Source organism: Acaryochloris sp. IP29b_bin.137, from assembly GCF_028285745.1.
Lineage (GTDB): Bacteria > Cyanobacteriota > Cyanobacteriia > Thermosynechococcales > Thermosynechococcaceae > Acaryochloris.
The window spans coordinates 32,418-48,438 of the sequence record NZ_JANQOP010000122.1; the positions used below are offsets into that span (position 1 = coordinate 32,418).

The following is a 16,021-nucleotide window of genomic DNA, read 5'->3' on the forward strand; positions in this document are numbered from 1 at the left end:
GATCCGTTTGCCGGAATGAAATCATCTTCCGAGCCCCCCATCGAACATCTACATTCTGTAGTCAAGTCAGATGCTTCACTACAGTTGTTGCTGTTTGTGGATAAGCGCACAACCGCTAAAGAGCAAATTCATCAAATCTCTCAATATTTAGAGACCCTAAAACCCGATTGTGATTTTGAACTGCATGTGGTTGAAGTGGCAGAACAGCCGTATTTGGTGGAGCATTACAAACTGGTTGCAACCCCTGCTTTAGTCAAAATTAGACCCGAACCTCGACATATTTTGGCGGGCAGCAATTTGGTCTCTCAGTTAGAAGAATCTTGGCCCTATTGGCAACATTCCCTATCTCCGAATGGGGTGTTTGAAGATCAAATTAGCCTAGAAGATCATTCAACCTCCTTTGCTGATGCGGCTCAACTGATGCAGCTCTCGGATCAAATGTTCCGTCTGCGACAAGAGAATGAAGCCTTACAGGATCAGCTCAAGTTCAAGGATCGCATGATTACGATGCTGGCCCATGATCTCCGTAATCCATTGACGGCAGCGACCATCGCTTTAGAGACTCTGACGGGACAATGGGATGATGACAATGACATGATTCAAAATTTAGCGCCGGCTCTAATCCAGCGTTTGACGAAACATGCTTATGCCCAAACCCAGATCATTGAGCGCATGATCACCAATCTTCTTGAAGCTTCGCAAGGCAATGAACCTGACCTTAAAATTCATCCTAAACAACTGGATTTAGGTGGACTCTGCCAAGAAATCGCCTTAAGGCTTCAGAATGCTCTTAAGGCGAAGTCCCAGTCACTTGAAAGCGATATTCCCCCAGATATCCCTAATGTCCATGCTGATGCAGATCAGGTTCAGCAGGTGATTCTCAACTTGCTGGATAACGCCATGAAATATACGCCGGAGGGAGGGGCGATTACGCTGTCCGTTTTGCACCGCACGACGCAAAAAGTGCAGGTCAGCATTTGCGATAATGGTTTAGGGATTCCCCAGGAAAAACAGCAATATATTTTTGATCACCAATATCGTCTGGACCGCGATCAAAAACAGGCAGGGTACGGCATGGGGCTAGCGCTGTGCAAGCGGATTGTGGGTAACCACTACGGAGAAATCTGGGTGGATTCTGCCCCCAATCACGGAAGCTGCTTTCATTTTACGTTGCCTGTCTATCGGTAAATTGGATCCCTAAAAGACTATAAGGGCGTGAAAAAGCGATCCATTTTTACGATAGTTATAAAATTTTATAGATTTTGGGATGGGAGTGCACCAAGACCATAGTAGTCTGAGATCAATGCTTCGTTTGCAATTTCAATAAGGTAAAAGATTCATGGTTCAACGCGGTTCTAAGGTTAGAATTCTCCGTCCGGAGTCTTACTGGTTTCGTGAAATCGGCACCGTCGCCTCCGTTGATCAAAGCGGTATTAAATATCCTGTGATTGTTCGTTTTGATACTTGTAACTACAACGGAATCAGCGGTACTGCTGCAGGTATCAACACCAATAACTTCGGGCTTCACGAACTCGAAGAGGTCGAGGCACCTAAAGGGGGTAAAAAGCCCGCAGCTAAGCCTGCCGCCGCAGCTCCTAAGGCAGAAGCGCCCAAAGCAGAAGGCGACAGCTAACTTGCTTTCATGACAAGATATATCCCAACAGCTTGCTTGAATGCCTGAGCTACCTGAAGTTGAAACTGTTCGGCTTGGCTTAGAAAAGGCAACCGTTGGGATGCAAGTTTTGGGTGGGGAAGTACTTTACCCTCGTACCATTGCCCACCCTCAATCTTCTCAAGCGTTTATCCAAGGGTTGCAACATGCGACCTTTTTGTTGTGGAAGCGTCGTGGAAAATATTTACTGAGCCAGCTATCTTTATCTGCTAATGGCCAGACTGGCTGGCTTGGGGTACATCTGCGCATGACAGGACAGCTGCTTTGGCTGACTCAAGATGTGCCTGTGCCGAAGCATACCCGCGTACGTCTATTTTTTGGCAATAATTGCGAACTTCGATTTGTAGATCAGCGAACTTTTGGTCAAATGTGGTGGGTGGCGCCGCAAGAAGATCCTCAAACGATTATCAGTGGCCTGCAAAAGTTAGGGCCAGAGCCATTTTCCGAGGAGTTCTCCTTAAAGTATTTCAGTAACTCCCTGCAAGGTCGTAAACGCTCAATTAAAAGTGCTTTGTTAGATCAGGCCTTGGTAGCGGGAGTCGGCAATATTTATGCGGATGAAGCTTTGTTTATGAGTGGGATTTCTCCCACGACGTTATGCCATCAACTGCGGGTTGAACAGGTGCAACGGCTGCGAACTGCGATTATCGACGTCTTGTCTACCAGTATTGGTGTAGGCGGTACTACCTTTAGTGACTTTAGAGATCTCAAAGGCGTGAACGGCAATTATGGAGGCATGGCTTGGGTATACGGACGCCACGGTCAGCCTTGTCGAACGTGCGGTCACACCATTGAGCGCATCAAACTTGTGGGCCGCTCGACTCATTTTTGCCCTCAGTGCCAGCCGGAAAGCTGAGATGCTAGAGCACCTCGCGACTAGCTCGATATAGGTCGCTCCAGTTGTCTCGCTCTTTAACCACGGTTTCCAGGTATTCTTTCCAGACCACCTGATCTTGCACCGGATCTTTGACCACGGCCCCTACTAACCCAGATACTAAATCATGGGCTTGGAGGGAGCCATCGCCAAAATGGGCAGCCAGGGACAAGCCGCTATTGACCACGGAAATGGCCTCGGCTGTGCTCAAGGTGCCGCTGGGAGACTTGAGTTTGGTCTTGCCGTCTTCGGTTAGGCCATTGCGTAGCTCCCGAAAAATGGTGACCACTCGTCGAATTTCAGCTAGGGCTGGGGATTCTGCTGGGAGATCGAGGGCGGTCTTTAGGTTTTGAACCCGTTCTTGCACAATTTTGACTTCAGAGTCTGTATCGTCGGGTAAGGGCAGAATAACGGTATTGAAGCGACGTTTGAGAGCGCTAGACAGATCATTGACCCCTTTATCTCGATTATTAGCGGTGGCAATCACGTTGAATCCCTGCGTAGCCTGAATCTCTTCCCCCAGTTCAGGAATCGGTAACGTTTTCTCCGATAGAACCGTAATCAATGTGTCTTGCACATCAGCGGGAATCCGAGTCAGTTCTTCAATTCGGGTAATTTTGCCCTGGCCCATGGACTGCATAAGGGGACTGGGCACGATCGCATCTAGGGAAGGACCTTCTGCCAGGAGCTTGGCATAATTCCAGCCATACCGAATCGCATCTTCACTGGTGCCTGCGGTGCCTTGGATCAGTAAGGTGGAATCCCCTGCGATCGCAGCAGCTAAATGTTCCGATACCCAAGATTTGGCAGTACCCGGAACCCCATACAGCAGGAGGGCGCGATCGGTTGTCAAGGTGGCAATCGCAATTTCCATTAAGCGTTGATTGCCAATATATTTGGCTGAGACTTCAAATCCGTTGTCTAAGGTGCCGCCCAGTAAATAGGTAGAGACGGCCCATGGAGAAAGTTGCCAGTTCGCCGGGCGTTGACGAGTGTCGGCTTTGCGAAGTTCTTCGAGTTCTGCTGCAAACTGTTGTTCAGCATGTTGCCGGAGGATGGCCGTCTGCTCAGCTGTGGTTGACCGTTTTTTTGTCTTGGCAGCCATAGTACATCGCAAAATATCAAAGTCAATTATCGGATATTTCGTGGCTCAAGAACGGGTTGTGAGCGTGATTATTGGGATAGGAGCAACCTGACGAGGCTGATCTGATTCACGCACAACGCCTTTGGATGGGTCGTTGAGTTGTTGATAAAAATCATAGAGCTGTTGGGACTAAAGCCATTCTTGATAACAATCGCGACAGTCAACATAGGCTGGCTTTCAAGTTGAAAAACTTATCATGTCCCTTATGACATTTATACGTGGTGCGCAAAATTTAGCTTAAGCCAATCTGGACAGCGGTTTGGACACCTTGGCTAGATCAGAAAAAGGTTAGGAGGTGATCTCGATAGCTCTAGTAACGATTTCAACCCGCCCCGTTTAGATCTACAATGCCTGCATTCCCAAAGCTGCGAAAACCTGAGCGGCTTTCACTTAGGGACTAGTGACTCTGACAATTCAGATTTAATGACCCATTTCTCGAATCCCACCGATAGCAAGGAGGTTCTTCCCTGTTGTTGATTGGGTGACCTCAGTTTATCTGAGGCGAGTTTTTTATATCCCTTTTATTTCAACTATTCTCAATAAGACAAGGAGAGATTTATGCCTGTTTCAAAAGATGGAGTATTGGTTCTGGGTGCTGTAATTGGGGCTGCTTCTCTGATTGCCTATGTGGTGTACAGCGTCATGGCGGCACAAGCCAGCTTTTAACCTAATTCAAGCGTGGTGACTCCCGTCAAGTATGGTCTTGACGGGAGTTTTTTAGTTTGTTTCGGTCAATCTACTCGACGGATTTCTGGAGGATTTCAGCCATTCCACTGAATTCAAAAGTATTGCAAGAAACCTTTATCAGCTAGCTTTTGGTTCCTTTGTTGCTGCATGTAAGAGAGGAGTTGCCAGTGTCCCTAGCACATTCAAAATAGCGAGGACAATAAATAGTCTCCAAGCCTGGTGTGGGAAATTCCCTAGAGCCATAATGTTACTAACTAGCACAACTGTAAATGTAGCGATTATGCTAAGAGTCAGATATCGCACGCTTTTTACAGTGGTATTAGCAGTATTTATTCTAAGCAGTAAAGCGCTATGGGCAAAAGCAATTGCGATAACAAGAAAAGAAAAGCGAAGCTGTATTGCTCCTCCTCCAAATTCTCCCAGATTTGACATCAGAGCCATATTCGTCATAAAAGCCCACAGTCCGCCTAGCATGGATATCATAATCCCTACTTGACCAAGTCCACGATAGTGCGGATGATCCATGATGGTCGCGCAACACAACCCCGTCAAACTATACACACCGAAAGAGACCGTGGTCAGCAAGATAGTTCCTTGAGTGGTACCAAAACTGGATGTGAACAGTGAGTATATCGCGGTTAGAGCACCAAAGATTAAGCATGCTAACAGACTAATGAGAAAAATGCGTCGATAAATACCACCTTGAGATTGCTGAGATGCTGGCCTCCTAGAGCTGGGCTGGGGCGAATCTGAAATTCTGATAGCCTGGTGACGAGGGACTTGAACTACAGCAGCACAGTTCAGACAAGTCATCGATTGCCCAGGTTGTTCTTGCTCTGTTTCGACTTTATGTCCGCAATACGTGCAATGAAAGGTCATTGTGGCAGTCTCTTAGATGTTGTCATGATGGCTTCACATGCAATCAGTACTTTAGATAACTATCTACAGACGCATCATTTCGTCTACAGGTTTGACTGATAGGATGATGAACCGATATCTCGCTACCATCAGTTTTCCCTCATCCTTGGGAAAGTTGGGCGTTAGGATGAATCTCGACAGGTAAGTTAGCTATAGTTGATGCCAGCTACTGACCCCAGGCAGGAGAACATAATGGGCACATCATCTAGGTAAATGCCTCTGAAACTGCTAGTCATAGCCATTCACTATAACTGTTTCAGTCGGTGCCGCCCCAAGTCCAGCGGGGATTTCCTTGGCGTAAGCCACTTTTGATGATTTGGGTGGTGAATCCATTCACATCTCGCATTCCGGTCATATCTAAAATGACTTTGGCTTTGCCTTTGATCAGTTGTAATCGAATAAAAGAAGGGCCAGTATGTTCTTTCCCATCAATTTTGAACATGCCAGCGGTGCCTTCGCAATTGCGATATTGGGGCTTTAAGGTGCCGATCCAGATGGCACTAAAAGGTTCTTTGGGGGCTAGGGTGATGTTGGTTGCGATCGCACTCAGACTCACCATGCCATCCGTGGCATAGCCCCCTTCCTGGTAGGGTTGCCGAGTTTGATAAGCAATCATCTTTTCGGGGCAGCCTTGGTTGGGGCCATTGGTAGGATAGACCTGCAGTTCAATCGTCTCTGCACTGACCGCTCTAGCCACCATCAAGCTAACAGGGGCTAATAGGAAGACCCAATATCGTTTCATCTTTAAACCTCCAATTCCATCTTGCCCCAAAGGGCATCTACTTCCATGCTGGCGGGCGCAACAAACCAACGGCAAGGATTTGCCATAGAACTTGACTCTGCGCTAGTCCAGATCAGGATGCCGCTTACCAGTGGATGCCCGTTAATCGATCGAGGCAAATCAAAAATAACCGGGCATTGGGAATTGCAGCATAGCCGAAGGAATACTTGCCTTTCCCAGACCACCAGTTAGCATCCTTATGCTTGAACTGGAATATTCCGCCTCCTAAACGAATATCTTTCATATCGGCGACCTCGACTCTATGGGGACCATCTTTTTCCACAAACTCCATAAAGCCAGACCCAATTCGCACCATGCGCAAGGTCTTGCCGATGGGGAACTCAACATACCCCAGTTGATTGAGTTGTTCATTGATAACGGGTAAGAGATGGGTGCTCCACTGTCCCTCTGCCGCTTTAACAAAGTGATATAAGTTGTCTGCGGGTGGGTTCCCCTCTTGGCTACGGTAAGCCCCTTTTAACCTAAATTCTGGCCCTGAAAGTCGAGTCCACCAATAGTTGAATGTGGTGCCGGTATAGACACCGTTATAGTAATTTCGAGTTTGCTGAGTAAACAGATTCTGACCATCCTTAAACAGAAAAATTTGGGTTTTGGGTTGGGCAGAACGACTCCCTTTGAGACTGTAAAGGGCAATCCCATGCTCGCCCACATAAGAGCATTGATAGAAATATTGGGTGACTAAGAAACCCGTGATAGTCGCGAGTACCGTAAAAATCAGGGCACAAATCAGGACGGAGCTGTCTGCCAAAAATGCAATAAAGCAACCCACTAAAGCTCCCCCGCTGGCCCAAAACATACAGTTTTTGATGCGCTCCTGGGCTTGGGTGGCCTGTTTAGAACGGGATAGGGTGCTATCTGCTGAAATAATTTCCCCAATTTCTGGTGGGGGGGGTGTGAAAAACTCCATGTCTGGAATAATGGGACTCCCGACATGGCGAACAACGTTTTCAGTCGGCGTCCAGCTCATTTCCCCAGTCATACCCTTAATACCTCTAAATCACTACTTCTCCCACGGAATTGCTAATGCGAAAGATGTGTAAGCCTGATGGAGTCAAACCACAGCATCTTTAAGCCAAAAGCATAAGTCAATTTGAAGTCAGGCTCAAGAATATACCGTCTGGAATTCAATTGGGCAGTGGAACAAGCGCTGTGCCAAGAATATGCTTTTGGTGAAGAAGAAAAAAGGACTACCCCGGCTCTCACTGATTAGCTATGCGTTGCTGTCGAATTCATAGGGAGGTCGCAAATCATCGTATATCTTCAAATAAAAATCAAAAAGTTCTTGGAACGAGTGAACCACAACAACTTCCTCTTCTTCATGACCTAGGATGAACCAGCGATTGGGGTCAGAGGGATGAAAAAGAATATCATCACCAAGATTGCTATCGAAGAACGGGACACATTCAACGGCTTGAGCTTGTGTTAACACATTGGGGCTATTGTCCCAAAACCAACAATCAGACAATCTCTCACGAACTTCACTTAGGAAGATGTCTACAATTCTCTGTGGTGAAAGAGTTTGTATGCTTAGGTTGGTTATTCCAGGCCCGAGGGTAGTGACGAATTGACGATAATCTTCTGGAAATAAAAATCCTAGATGATCTTCCACCGCTGACAGAGCTTGAATCGAGAGGGGGCGTAGGGGTAGAGTGGTTACACGAAACGATATGCCTTGAAATTCAATGCTGTCCATGTCTATCTAAACTGACTGCCAAGTCCTTCAAAAGTAACCGCAAAACTGCTTTTTATCAATTACCCAAGGGATTACCTCAAGTATTGTTGAACACTCAGAACTTCCAATTTTGTGTCGGACTGAATCTGACCTATGCTTCAGCTTGGATACAAGAAATCTAGGATGACTCGCCCCTAGGAGAGCGGCAAAGCAGTACGCTGAAAAAGCATCTCAGCAATGACTGCGGTTTCCCCATCGACTTATGGCAAGACATCCTTCTGGCTCCAAGACTCTGCACCCCCTAACTCGGCTGCTCAAATATGGGCGAGTCTATCGTTCTCAAATCCGGTCGGCGGCAGCTTGTTCTGTCCTCAACAAGATTTTTGATTTGGCACCGCCCGTGTTGATTGGGGCGGCAGTGGATATTGTGGTCAAGCGCCAAGATTCTTTGATTGCAACCCTAGGCATTACCGATGTTTTTCAGCAATTGGTGGCCTTGTCGATTATTTCCGCCATTATTTGGGGACTGGAGTCCGTCTTTGAATATGCCTATGCCCGCCTGTGGCGCAACTTAGCTCAGACGATGCAGCATGACCTGCGCTTAGATGCCTATCAGCATTTGCAGAATCTGGAGCTTGCCTATTTCGAGGAGCGCAGTACGGGCGAATTGATGTCCATCCTTAACGACGACATTAACCAGCTAGAGCGGTTTTTGGACGGCGGGGCCAACGATATTCTCCAGGTGATCACCACAGTGGTGATTATTAGCAGCGCCTTTTTTATTCTGGCTCCCACGGTGGGGTGGATGGCGATGCTGCCGATTCCCTTGATTATTTGGGGTGCGATCGCATTTCAAAAAAAATTAACCCCCTTCTATGGTGCAGTCCGCGAAAAAGTCAGCTTTCTGAATGGTCGTCTCGCTAATAACCTCAGCGGCATGGTGACGATCAAGAGTTTTACAGCGGAGGAATTCGAAGCCCAACAGGTGCGAACCGATAGCGATGCTTATCGCCAGAGCAACCGTCGCGCCATTGCCTTGAGTGCGGCGTTTATTCCCCTGATTCGGATTTTGATTTTGCTGGCGTTTATGGCGATTATGCTGTTTGGCGGTATGGAAGTAATGGCAAATCGCCTAGAAGTCGGCACCTATAGCGTTTTAGTCTTTCTCACCCAACGCCTGCTCTGGCCCCTGACTCGGTTGGGGGAAACCCTCGATCAATACCAGCGGGCGATGGCTTCCATTAAGCGGGTCATGACCTTACTGGATAAGCCGATCCAAATCCACCCAGGGCATCTCAATTTACCCGTCCACCAGGTGAAGGGTGAAGTTCAATTTAAGGATGTCTCCTTTGAGTACTATCCGGGACTACCGATTATCCATAATGTTTCTCTAGCGATTCCTGCAGGCGAAACTATTGCCATCGTCGGCTCCACAGGGTCGGGGAAGAGTACGCTGGTTAAGCTGCTGCTACGGTTTTATGAAGCCCATACGGGGGATATTACCTTAGACGGAATTTGCATTGAGACCTTGCAGCTAAAGGATTTGCGCCAAGCCATTGGCCTGGTGAGCCAGGATGTATTTCTGTTCCACGGTACGGTTTACGAAAATATTGCCTATGGCCAACCTCAGATTGATCAGGCTCAGGTGGAACAGGCAGCTAAAAATGCTGAAGCCCATGAGTTTATTTCCCAACTGCCCCAGGGTTATCACACCATTGTGGGAGAACGGGGGCAGAAGCTGTCTGGGGGACAACGGCAACGACTTGCGATCGCACGCACGCTTCTCAAAGATCCGCCCATTTTAATTTTGGATGAAGCCACGTCTGCCGTGGATAACGAAACAGAAGCAGCGATTCAGCGCTCTTTAGACCGGATTACGGTAAATCGAACGACAATTGCCATTGCCCATCGCCTATCCACCATCCGCCATGCTGACTGTATCTATGTAATGGAGCAAGGCCGGATTGTCGAACAGGGTAAACATGAACAGTTGCTGGCTGACAATGGCATTTATGCCCAACTCTGGCGGGTACAAACCGGACAGCGAGTTGAAGTGTAGTGGTTCGATCAGCGCCATAAAAAAGTTTGGAACAACTGAGACAAAAAGTGAGGCAATTTGTTGACGCACCCTCTTAGGATTGAAATAGGTGTCAAGGTATGGCTCTCTCAATGGGCAGATGTGAGCTGTTCTGGCTGAATCAATTTCAAGCACTAGTAGGGGAGCCATTCATGCGTACTTATGATTCACGCAAGAAAAAGTCTACTAATCGTCCTGCCGTTCAATTAGCGCCAATACAGATACCTCAGAGTTCTGAGATCCAAGCTCCTACCATTCAAGCAAAATCTAATGAGGAGGGTTTAGCAGAATGGGCAACCCGAAGAGAAAAGTGGGCGAGATTGGGAACACCATGGACAGAAGTTACTCATCTACAAACACCTAACATTAACCGACCTGCACGAGCACAGGTGCCAGAGCCTGCAACACAATCTTGGGTTTCAAACAGGCCACCTATATTCAAATCACCCTTAATCTTGAGACAAACCAACTCTCTCAAGCATCGAGAAAAAAAGTCGAGTGCTCAGCAGTCCAATCTTCAGCAACCACAACATACGTATTTACAGCATCTGCCAGATGTAGCTCATTCTCCTGTACATCTTGCACAACAATCGGTGATGAGCCATGCCAGAACTCGGCATCGGCAGCAAGATATTTCAGTCTTCCCGACTCATAAATTTCCGAGTACCGATACGACCATAACCGTCTCCAAGGTTAAAACACCAATAATTTTGAGAGCATGGGAGAGTTCACCAGAAGATCCTCAGCAAAAAAAAGAATGGGAAGAGAAAAAGAAAAAAGCAATTTTAGAAACAATCCAGGAGAAATTGCCCCATCGACCTCAAGAACTTCAAATGTATGATGAGATTTATGCCAATATAGGCGTTTTTTTAGAAGATAAAGGACGTTTCTTAAAGCGGTTAATAGACTTAGAAACAAGCTTAAAACAAAGAGCCTCAGAGAAAGAGAATCCACTTCAGTACGGTGATTTAGTAGACGAATTGACGCAGTTTGAAAAGAGTATTAATTTAAATGTCGATTCTGTGACAATAGATGAGAAAGATGTATTTGGACCCGCAATCATATTTGGCACTATCAGTGCTAACTATTTTCTCAATAAATTAGTCAGCCAAGGCATCACATGGGAAGATCCATCATTCGTCTCGCACGGAGGTTTATCTCATCGTATTCAATGGTATGCCATTGCCAAAGAAGTACTCAATAATCCTCAACCTTATGGGAATAAGTCTCCCAAGGAACTATATGTAACAGTGCCACAATATGGAAGGTATCAAGAAACAAACCCTAATGATCCACGTGAAAAAAGTCCAGATCGATCTCTATGGGATATTTTAGTGGATACTGTACCTACAGATGAACGTGCAAAAGAACAAGGGTTGATTTTTTCTGACACTGGTCGTAGTCCCGATACCATCAACCAATACTTCAATTCTATGTTTAATAAAAACCAGGAAAGCAAAAGCGATTTTCCGAACTTAGGAGAAGCAATAAGCCTCTATGGAGAAAAAGCATGTCTTGAGTTTATGCAAGATAGAAAAGAAAAATTATTTCAAGATATAGTTAATCCTGATCAAGATAATTTTCAAGTTGCATATTGGCATAAATCTAAAGATCAGAAGAAATAATTTTATTCATTTTCTTAAACAAAATACAAACGGCATAAACAGTTCAATATTGAGGTTTGATATCTCAATATTTTCAGATTTTTAATGGCATAAATCTTACGAAGGTTCCTGCTCTGCATTTCAAGCAGTCTCCTCTGGGCAAATGTCTTGGCAAATTGGGCCAAGATTGCCTAAATTAAAATCGTAGGAATGAACGGTACATCATGCATCGCTTGACTCAGGCTCCTAAACGAAAATCAGTTATTTCAGCCTTACTTCCCCTCAGCCTTGGATTATTAGTCAGCTGCAGTAGTGCAGAAGCCCCTGCAGATATTGAATCCGCTGCCGAGATCACATCTGAAACCTCTGCCTCAGACACCTCAACCGAATCTCTCGATCGCTCGGTCGCAGATCCCAATGCTGCGGAGGAAAGTGCTGACAATTCAAATTCTGGGACTGAAACCTTAGCATCTTCTGTTAATTCAGGGAAAGTAGACTTGGCGGCCATCATTGGGAGTGAGGAGGATGGCTGGCTGCCCAAAGCAGTCTCTGGATATGATTTCAAGCGCGGAATGAGTCCAGAAGAAGTAGGCAAGATCCTACCTGGTGCAGAGAAGATCTCCAAGTTTGGGTTTAGCGAGGTGCCAGCAAAAGAGGTTCCTGGTGTGGATAAGTACAAATTTAGCTTCCTCAAAGATAAAAAAGATCCAGAAGGGAAGCGGACGTTATACAGCGTTTCACTGATCTTCGATCCGGCGATCAGAAAGGATCATCCCTATGACAAAGTGGCTTTAGCATTTGCTGAAAAATATGGCGAAGTCGAGCCGGAGAAAATTGAAAAGAAAATTGTGACTTGGGTCGGGCCGAATTTTACCACTGCTCAATTTACCAACAGCGTCAATAAGTTCGAAGGATACGAATTTAAGATCGTTGTTCCCAAATCCTAGGTACAGTTCAGACACCCTAAGATCATGGATATAGAGATTAGGGTGCTGAACTGAATGCGCAAGCTCAATCAACAGAATTACCAACCACACCAGATTTCTCTATTAACCTCTGCTAGTCAGGTACAACGGCTACAGATGCCGGATGCAGAGGTTTTGTTTTATCCCTGCTTTTTCAATGACACAAACTGCGAGCAGATGTTTGCAGCCCTTGAAGCAGAAATTGCTTGGCGACAGGACTCAGCAACCCTCTTTGGCCGTCATCACCTTTTGCCTAGACTAACGGCCTGGTATGGCGATCCAGGTAAAACCTATCGCTATTCCGGTATCCGCATGGAACCGTTGCTGTGGACACCGACGTTGCTTCAGATCAAAGCTGCCATTGAGACGATTGCTCAGGTGGAATTTAATAGTGTGTTGTTGAATTTATACCGTCATGGTCAGGACAGTATGGGTTGGCATAGTGATGATGAGCCTGAATTAGGCCTTAATCCGGTGATTGGTTCAGTGAGTTTTGGTGGTTGCCGACGATTTTTATTGAGGTATAAAGGGGATAAATCAATACCTAAGGTAGAACTCAATCTAACCAACGGTAGCTTGCTTCTGATGCAAGGCCCAACACAGCATTTCTGGCAACATCATGTGCCCAAAACTAAACGCCCTGTTGATCCGAGGATTAATCTCACTTTTCGCATCATTCAGTAAATGACAAGGTTGGACAAGTGCTTGCCCATCACCGCTGGCTTCCAGATAGCATCTATCGCTACGGTATCTTAATTCATTACTCACCAAGCCAATGGGGCAGCACCTATAAGATTGTAATGACGTAGTGTTTTCAAAAATTGGTTGTTGAGGACTGATGGGATGTTTCATCCACGGGGTTTGACCCTGACGGTATTGGCCATGCTTGCCTTTGCTGGAAATTCTATCCTATGTCGGTTAGCACTCAGAGAAACACCCATTGATGCAGCAACCTTTACATCAATTCGGCTCATTGCTGGTGCGATTATCCTGGGATTGATCACACAAATAAAGGGTAGAAGCCTTAAAGCAGAAGGCAATTGGCCCTCTGCTTTAGCACTTTTTATCTATGCAGCAGGCTTTTCGTTTGCTTATATCAAGCTAGCTGCTGGTACGGGGGCGTTACTGCTCTTTGGGGCAGTCCAGATCACCATGATCGGATATGGATTTAGGACTGGAGAACGCTTGAGCAAACAGCAAATTGCTGGTTTTATGATGGCGCTGGTGGGTCTGGTGGGGTTCCTATTACCGGGTCTCTCGGCACCCCGCTCCACAGTTCTGCCCTGATGATCGCTGCGGGCATTGCCTGGGGGATTTATTCCTTACGCGGCAAAACGGCTAGCAATCCCATGGGAATGACGGCGGGCAACTTTTTAAGAGCAGTCCCATTTACTTTGGGACTGAGTCTGTCGATGGTTTCTGCAACGTCATTAACCCTGGCAGGTTGTCTATATGCAGTCGCTGCAGGTGCAGTTACTTCAGGTCTCGGATATACCATTTGGTACACGGCCTTAAAAGATTTGACGGCAACATCTGCGGCGACAGTCCAACTTAGTGTTCCCGTCATTGCCGCTACAGGAGGGATTCTTTTTCTCGGTGAAAATCTAACCCTGCGCCTAGTGGTCCCGTCCAGTGCCATTCTGGGAGGAATCGCCCTGGCCATCTTGGAGAAATCTCCAACCGAAGCAACCTGAGTTGATCACTCTTTTATGTAATCTGAGTTCAGAATATGGATTTACGTGTCACAGTTCAGAAATCTTGGAGTTGGTGTGGGATGCAAGCGGCTAAGATTGTCGCGCAAAATGACTTTGGAAATTTGATTGTTCTCGATGATGTAGGTACATACTGGCGAATTTGTCTTGAAGATCTGTACTGTGAAATCATTGCTACAAATGCTGAAGAGATGGACGAACTGTCTAGGGATGAAGAGTTTCGTAGCGATTGGGAGATGTCTAGACTGATTGAAATAGGCCAAGAACTCCATGGCAAGCTTCCACCTGAGTGCTGCTACTGTCTTAAAGTTCCTAGCGTTTTGGGTGGGTTATACAATCGAGATAATATTGGCACAAAAACTCGTGCATAAGTCATCGCATGCTCAGGCGATCTTGAAAAACAGATAAAAGACTTACCAGACGGTACCAAGATTAAACTCACAGTCACTGATTAAGCCTATCTATCAGCTCCGCTGAATTCAGATATCTGTTGATACTGTGTATATCTCACGCATATGCCCAATTCTTTAGCCCATGACGCTTGTCACTACTTATCTGTCTATGAACGCCAAGGAGATAGATGGGTTAAAGATCACAAGCTAATTAATTTTGACCCCAGAGATTTCAGTATAGAATTTGGCCTCGATATTTCTGACGACCCAGAGATGGTGTTTGTCTATCCGTTAAAAATAGAGCACGTTAGATATTTGAGTCGCTTGTACTGCGATCACGTCATATTTGATTTTGATTGTTATGAATACTTTCTGGAAGCATACACAGAAAAGCGTTGATGATTTCAATTTTGTAGGTAGGCTGATAGTTGTAATGAATATTTCGTACTCAAGTTGCAGCTCAACTAACTGGTGCTGAATAGTCTTAGTTTTGCGCCCTTGCCAAACAAACCCACTTCAGTGAATTTCCCCCTTTTTTGAAAAACAGATCCTCCTATGACAACAGAAGCCACTCCCCCCTCAAATAGCGCGATTAAACTTGAACCAAGCTGGAAAGCAGTACTGGAGGATGTATTCACTACTCCCTATATGCAGGAGCTAAAACAGTTTCTCAAGGCGGAGAAGGCTGCTGGCAAAACAATTTATCCCCGTGGCTCACTGATGTTCAATGCAATGGACAGCACCCCTTTTGATCACGTCAAAGTTGTGATTCTTGGCCAAGACCCCTATCACGGTCCCAGGCAAGCTCATGGTTTATGCTTTTCCGTTCCAGAGGGCGTTGCGCCACCCCCTTCTCTGGTCAATATTTTCAAAGAAATTGAACAGGACCTGGGGATTCAACCACCCAGACACGGTTGCCTACAAAGTTGGGCAGACCAAGGTGTTTTACTACTCAACAGCGTCCTCACCGTGGAACAGCATAAAGCTGCTTCTCATCGGGGCAAAGGCTGGGAGCAATTTACCGATGCCATTATCAGTGCCTTAAACCAACAACGCGAACATCTCGTATTTTTGCTGTGGGGCAGCTATGCCCAACAAAAAGGCAAAATCATTGATCGCAGACGGCATCTAGTGCTGACCTCGCCTCACCCATCACCGCTATCTGCCCATCGGGGGTTCTTCGGCAACCAGCATTTTTCTAAAGCCAATGCATATTTGCAAAAGAATGGCATTGAACCGATTTCCTGGTCACTTTAGAAGGAACTTGATAAATGCTTGGGCATCTTCAAAAATAAGCTTTACGATTTGAGAAGGGCTTCGCCTCGTTGGTGCATCTGTTATGTCCACTCATGCTCCCATGCACCAGTCATGCACAAAACTCAAAAGCGAATTCTTCGATTTTTAAGCAACAGATGAATGTGTGATTTAGTAATGGGGATAATGTCGTGACTGCCTATACCATTGACTTCAGCCCAATTACCAAACTCACGGATGAGCAGTTT

Annotated in this window: 14 protein-coding genes and 1 pseudogene; 10 read left to right on the forward strand and 5 right to left on the reverse strand. The window is 46.2% G+C overall.

Annotated features, from left to right (window positions below):
* The first annotated feature begins 15 nt into the window (after positions 1-15).
* The 3 genes from Q0991_RS09280 (at position 16) to Q0991_RS09290 (ending at position 2,528) form a co-directional block, all read left to right on the forward strand.
* Positions 16-1,188, forward strand: coding sequence for a histidine kinase (locus Q0991_RS09280; RefSeq protein ID WP_299487671.1), 1,173 nt, complete (start codon positions 16-18; stop codon positions 1,186-1,188).
* Positions 1,189-1,339: 151 nt separating this feature from the next.
* Positions 1,340-1,633: a photosystem I reaction center subunit IV gene (locus Q0991_RS09285; RefSeq protein WP_366524931.1), complete on the forward strand. Its 294-nt coding sequence runs from the start codon at positions 1,340-1,342 to the stop codon at positions 1,631-1,633.
* Between the two features lie 40 nt (positions 1,634-1,673).
* Positions 1,674-2,528 carry a DNA-formamidopyrimidine glycosylase gene (locus Q0991_RS09290; RefSeq protein WP_299487672.1) on the forward strand — a complete coding sequence of 285 codons (855 nt, stop codon included), beginning with the start codon at positions 1,674-1,676 and terminating at the stop codon, positions 2,526-2,528.
* 4 nt (positions 2,529-2,532) lie between these two features.
* On the opposite strand, the gene Q0991_RS09295 is transcribed toward Q0991_RS09290, so the two are convergent.
* The 5 genes from Q0991_RS09295 to Q0991_RS09315 form a co-directional block, all read right to left on the reverse strand.
* On the reverse strand, positions 2,533-3,651 hold the full coding sequence (locus tag Q0991_RS09295; protein WP_299487674.1) for an AAA family ATPase: 1,119 nt from the start codon (positions 3,649-3,651) through the stop codon (positions 2,533-2,535).
* Between the two features lie 843 nt (positions 3,652-4,494).
* Positions 4,495-4,902: a hypothetical protein gene (locus Q0991_RS09300; RefSeq protein ID WP_299487676.1), complete on the reverse strand. Its 408-nt coding sequence runs from the start codon at positions 4,900-4,902 to the stop codon at positions 4,495-4,497.
* A 649-nt stretch (positions 4,903-5,551) separates the two neighbouring features.
* Positions 5,552-6,037 (reverse strand): hypothetical protein, encoded by a 486-nt coding sequence (locus tag Q0991_RS09305; RefSeq protein WP_299487677.1) that lies wholly within the window; start codon positions 6,035-6,037, stop codon positions 5,552-5,554.
* A 124-nt stretch (positions 6,038-6,161) separates the two neighbouring features.
* Positions 6,162-7,076: a hypothetical protein gene (locus tag Q0991_RS09310; RefSeq protein ID WP_299487678.1), complete on the reverse strand. Its 915-nt coding sequence runs from the start codon at positions 7,074-7,076 to the stop codon at positions 6,162-6,164.
* A gap of 231 nt (positions 7,077-7,307) precedes the next feature.
* Positions 7,308-7,790 (reverse strand): SMI1/KNR4 family protein, encoded by a 483-nt coding sequence (locus Q0991_RS09315; protein WP_299487679.1) that lies wholly within the window; start codon positions 7,788-7,790, stop codon positions 7,308-7,310.
* A gap of 241 nt (positions 7,791-8,031) precedes the next feature.
* Between Q0991_RS09315 and Q0991_RS09320 the strand changes: the two genes are divergently transcribed.
* From Q0991_RS09320 to ung, 7 genes and pseudogenes are all read left to right on the forward strand, one after another.
* On the forward strand, positions 8,032-9,828 hold the full coding sequence (locus tag Q0991_RS09320) for an ABC transporter ATP-binding protein (RefSeq protein WP_299487681.1): 1,797 nt from the start codon (positions 8,032-8,034) through the stop codon (positions 9,826-9,828).
* A gap of 98 nt (positions 9,829-9,926) precedes the next feature.
* Positions 9,927-11,471 (forward strand): LirA/MavJ family T4SS effector, encoded by a 1,545-nt coding sequence (locus tag Q0991_RS09325; RefSeq protein ID WP_299487683.1) that lies wholly within the window; start codon positions 9,927-9,929, stop codon positions 11,469-11,471.
* A 203-nt stretch (positions 11,472-11,674) separates the two neighbouring features.
* Positions 11,675-12,397: a hypothetical protein gene (locus Q0991_RS09330; protein ID WP_299487685.1), complete on the forward strand. Its 723-nt coding sequence runs from the start codon at positions 11,675-11,677 to the stop codon at positions 12,395-12,397.
* 54 nt (positions 12,398-12,451) lie between these two features.
* The gene (locus Q0991_RS09335) at positions 12,452-13,099 is read left to right on the forward strand and encodes an alpha-ketoglutarate-dependent dioxygenase AlkB (RefSeq protein ID WP_299487687.1); all 648 of its coding nucleotides are present in this window, start codon (positions 12,452-12,454) and stop codon (positions 13,097-13,099) included.
* A 159-nt stretch (positions 13,100-13,258) separates the two neighbouring features.
* Positions 13,259-14,109: pseudogene (locus Q0991_RS25130) on the forward strand (DMT family transporter).
* A 35-nt stretch (positions 14,110-14,144) separates the two neighbouring features.
* Complete coding sequence (locus Q0991_RS09350; RefSeq protein ID WP_299487692.1) at positions 14,145-14,498, forward strand: DUF1851 domain-containing protein; 354 nt, start codon at positions 14,145-14,147, stop codon at positions 14,496-14,498.
* 576 nt (positions 14,499-15,074) lie between these two features.
* On the forward strand, positions 15,075-15,776 hold the full coding sequence (ung, locus tag Q0991_RS09355) for a uracil-DNA glycosylase (RefSeq protein WP_299487694.1): 702 nt from the start codon (positions 15,075-15,077) through the stop codon (positions 15,774-15,776).
* Positions 15,777-16,021 lie beyond the last annotated feature (245 nt).

What these genes read in the sequence shown, in the direction of transcription:
- Q0991_RS09290 (WP_299487672.1), top strand. Translation starts at nt 1,674, where the DNA reads ATGCCTGAGCTACCTGAAGTTGAAACTGTTCGGCTTGGCTTAGAAAAG.
- Q0991_RS09320 (WP_299487681.1), top strand. Translation starts at nt 8,032, where the DNA reads ATGGCAAGACATCCTTCTGGCTCCAAGACTCTGCACCCCCTAACTCGG.
- Q0991_RS09280 (WP_299487671.1), top strand. Translation starts at nt 16, where the DNA reads ATGAAATCATCTTCCGAGCCCCCCATCGAACATCTACATTCTGTAGTC.
- Q0991_RS09310 (WP_299487678.1), bottom strand. Translation starts at nt 7,076, where the DNA reads ATGACTGGGGAAATGAGCTGGACGCCGACTGAAAACGTTGTTCGCCAT.
- Q0991_RS09335 (WP_299487687.1), top strand. Translation starts at nt 12,452, where the DNA reads ATGCGCAAGCTCAATCAACAGAATTACCAACCACACCAGATTTCTCTA.
- Q0991_RS09315 (WP_299487679.1), bottom strand. Translation starts at nt 7,790, where the DNA reads ATGGACAGCATTGAATTTCAAGGCATATCGTTTCGTGTAACCACTCTA.
- ung (WP_299487694.1), top strand. Translation starts at nt 15,075, where the DNA reads ATGACAACAGAAGCCACTCCCCCCTCAAATAGCGCGATTAAACTTGAA.
- Q0991_RS09295 (WP_299487674.1), bottom strand. Translation starts at nt 3,651, where the DNA reads ATGGCTGCCAAGACAAAAAAACGGTCAACCACAGCTGAGCAGACGGCC.
- Q0991_RS09305 (WP_299487677.1), bottom strand. Translation starts at nt 6,037, where the DNA reads ATGAAACGATATTGGGTCTTCCTATTAGCCCCTGTTAGCTTGATGGTG.
- Q0991_RS09285 (WP_366524931.1), top strand. Translation starts at nt 1,340, where the DNA reads ATGGTTCAACGCGGTTCTAAGGTTAGAATTCTCCGTCCGGAGTCTTAC.
- Q0991_RS09330 (WP_299487685.1), top strand. Translation starts at nt 11,675, where the DNA reads ATGCATCGCTTGACTCAGGCTCCTAAACGAAAATCAGTTATTTCAGCC.
- Q0991_RS09350 (WP_299487692.1), top strand. Translation starts at nt 14,145, where the DNA reads ATGGATTTACGTGTCACAGTTCAGAAATCTTGGAGTTGGTGTGGGATG.
- Q0991_RS09325 (WP_299487683.1), top strand. Translation starts at nt 9,927, where the DNA reads ATGGCTCTCTCAATGGGCAGATGTGAGCTGTTCTGGCTGAATCAATTT.
- Q0991_RS09300 (WP_299487676.1), bottom strand. Translation starts at nt 4,902, where the DNA reads ATGGATCATCCGCACTATCGTGGACTTGGTCAAGTAGGGATTATGATA.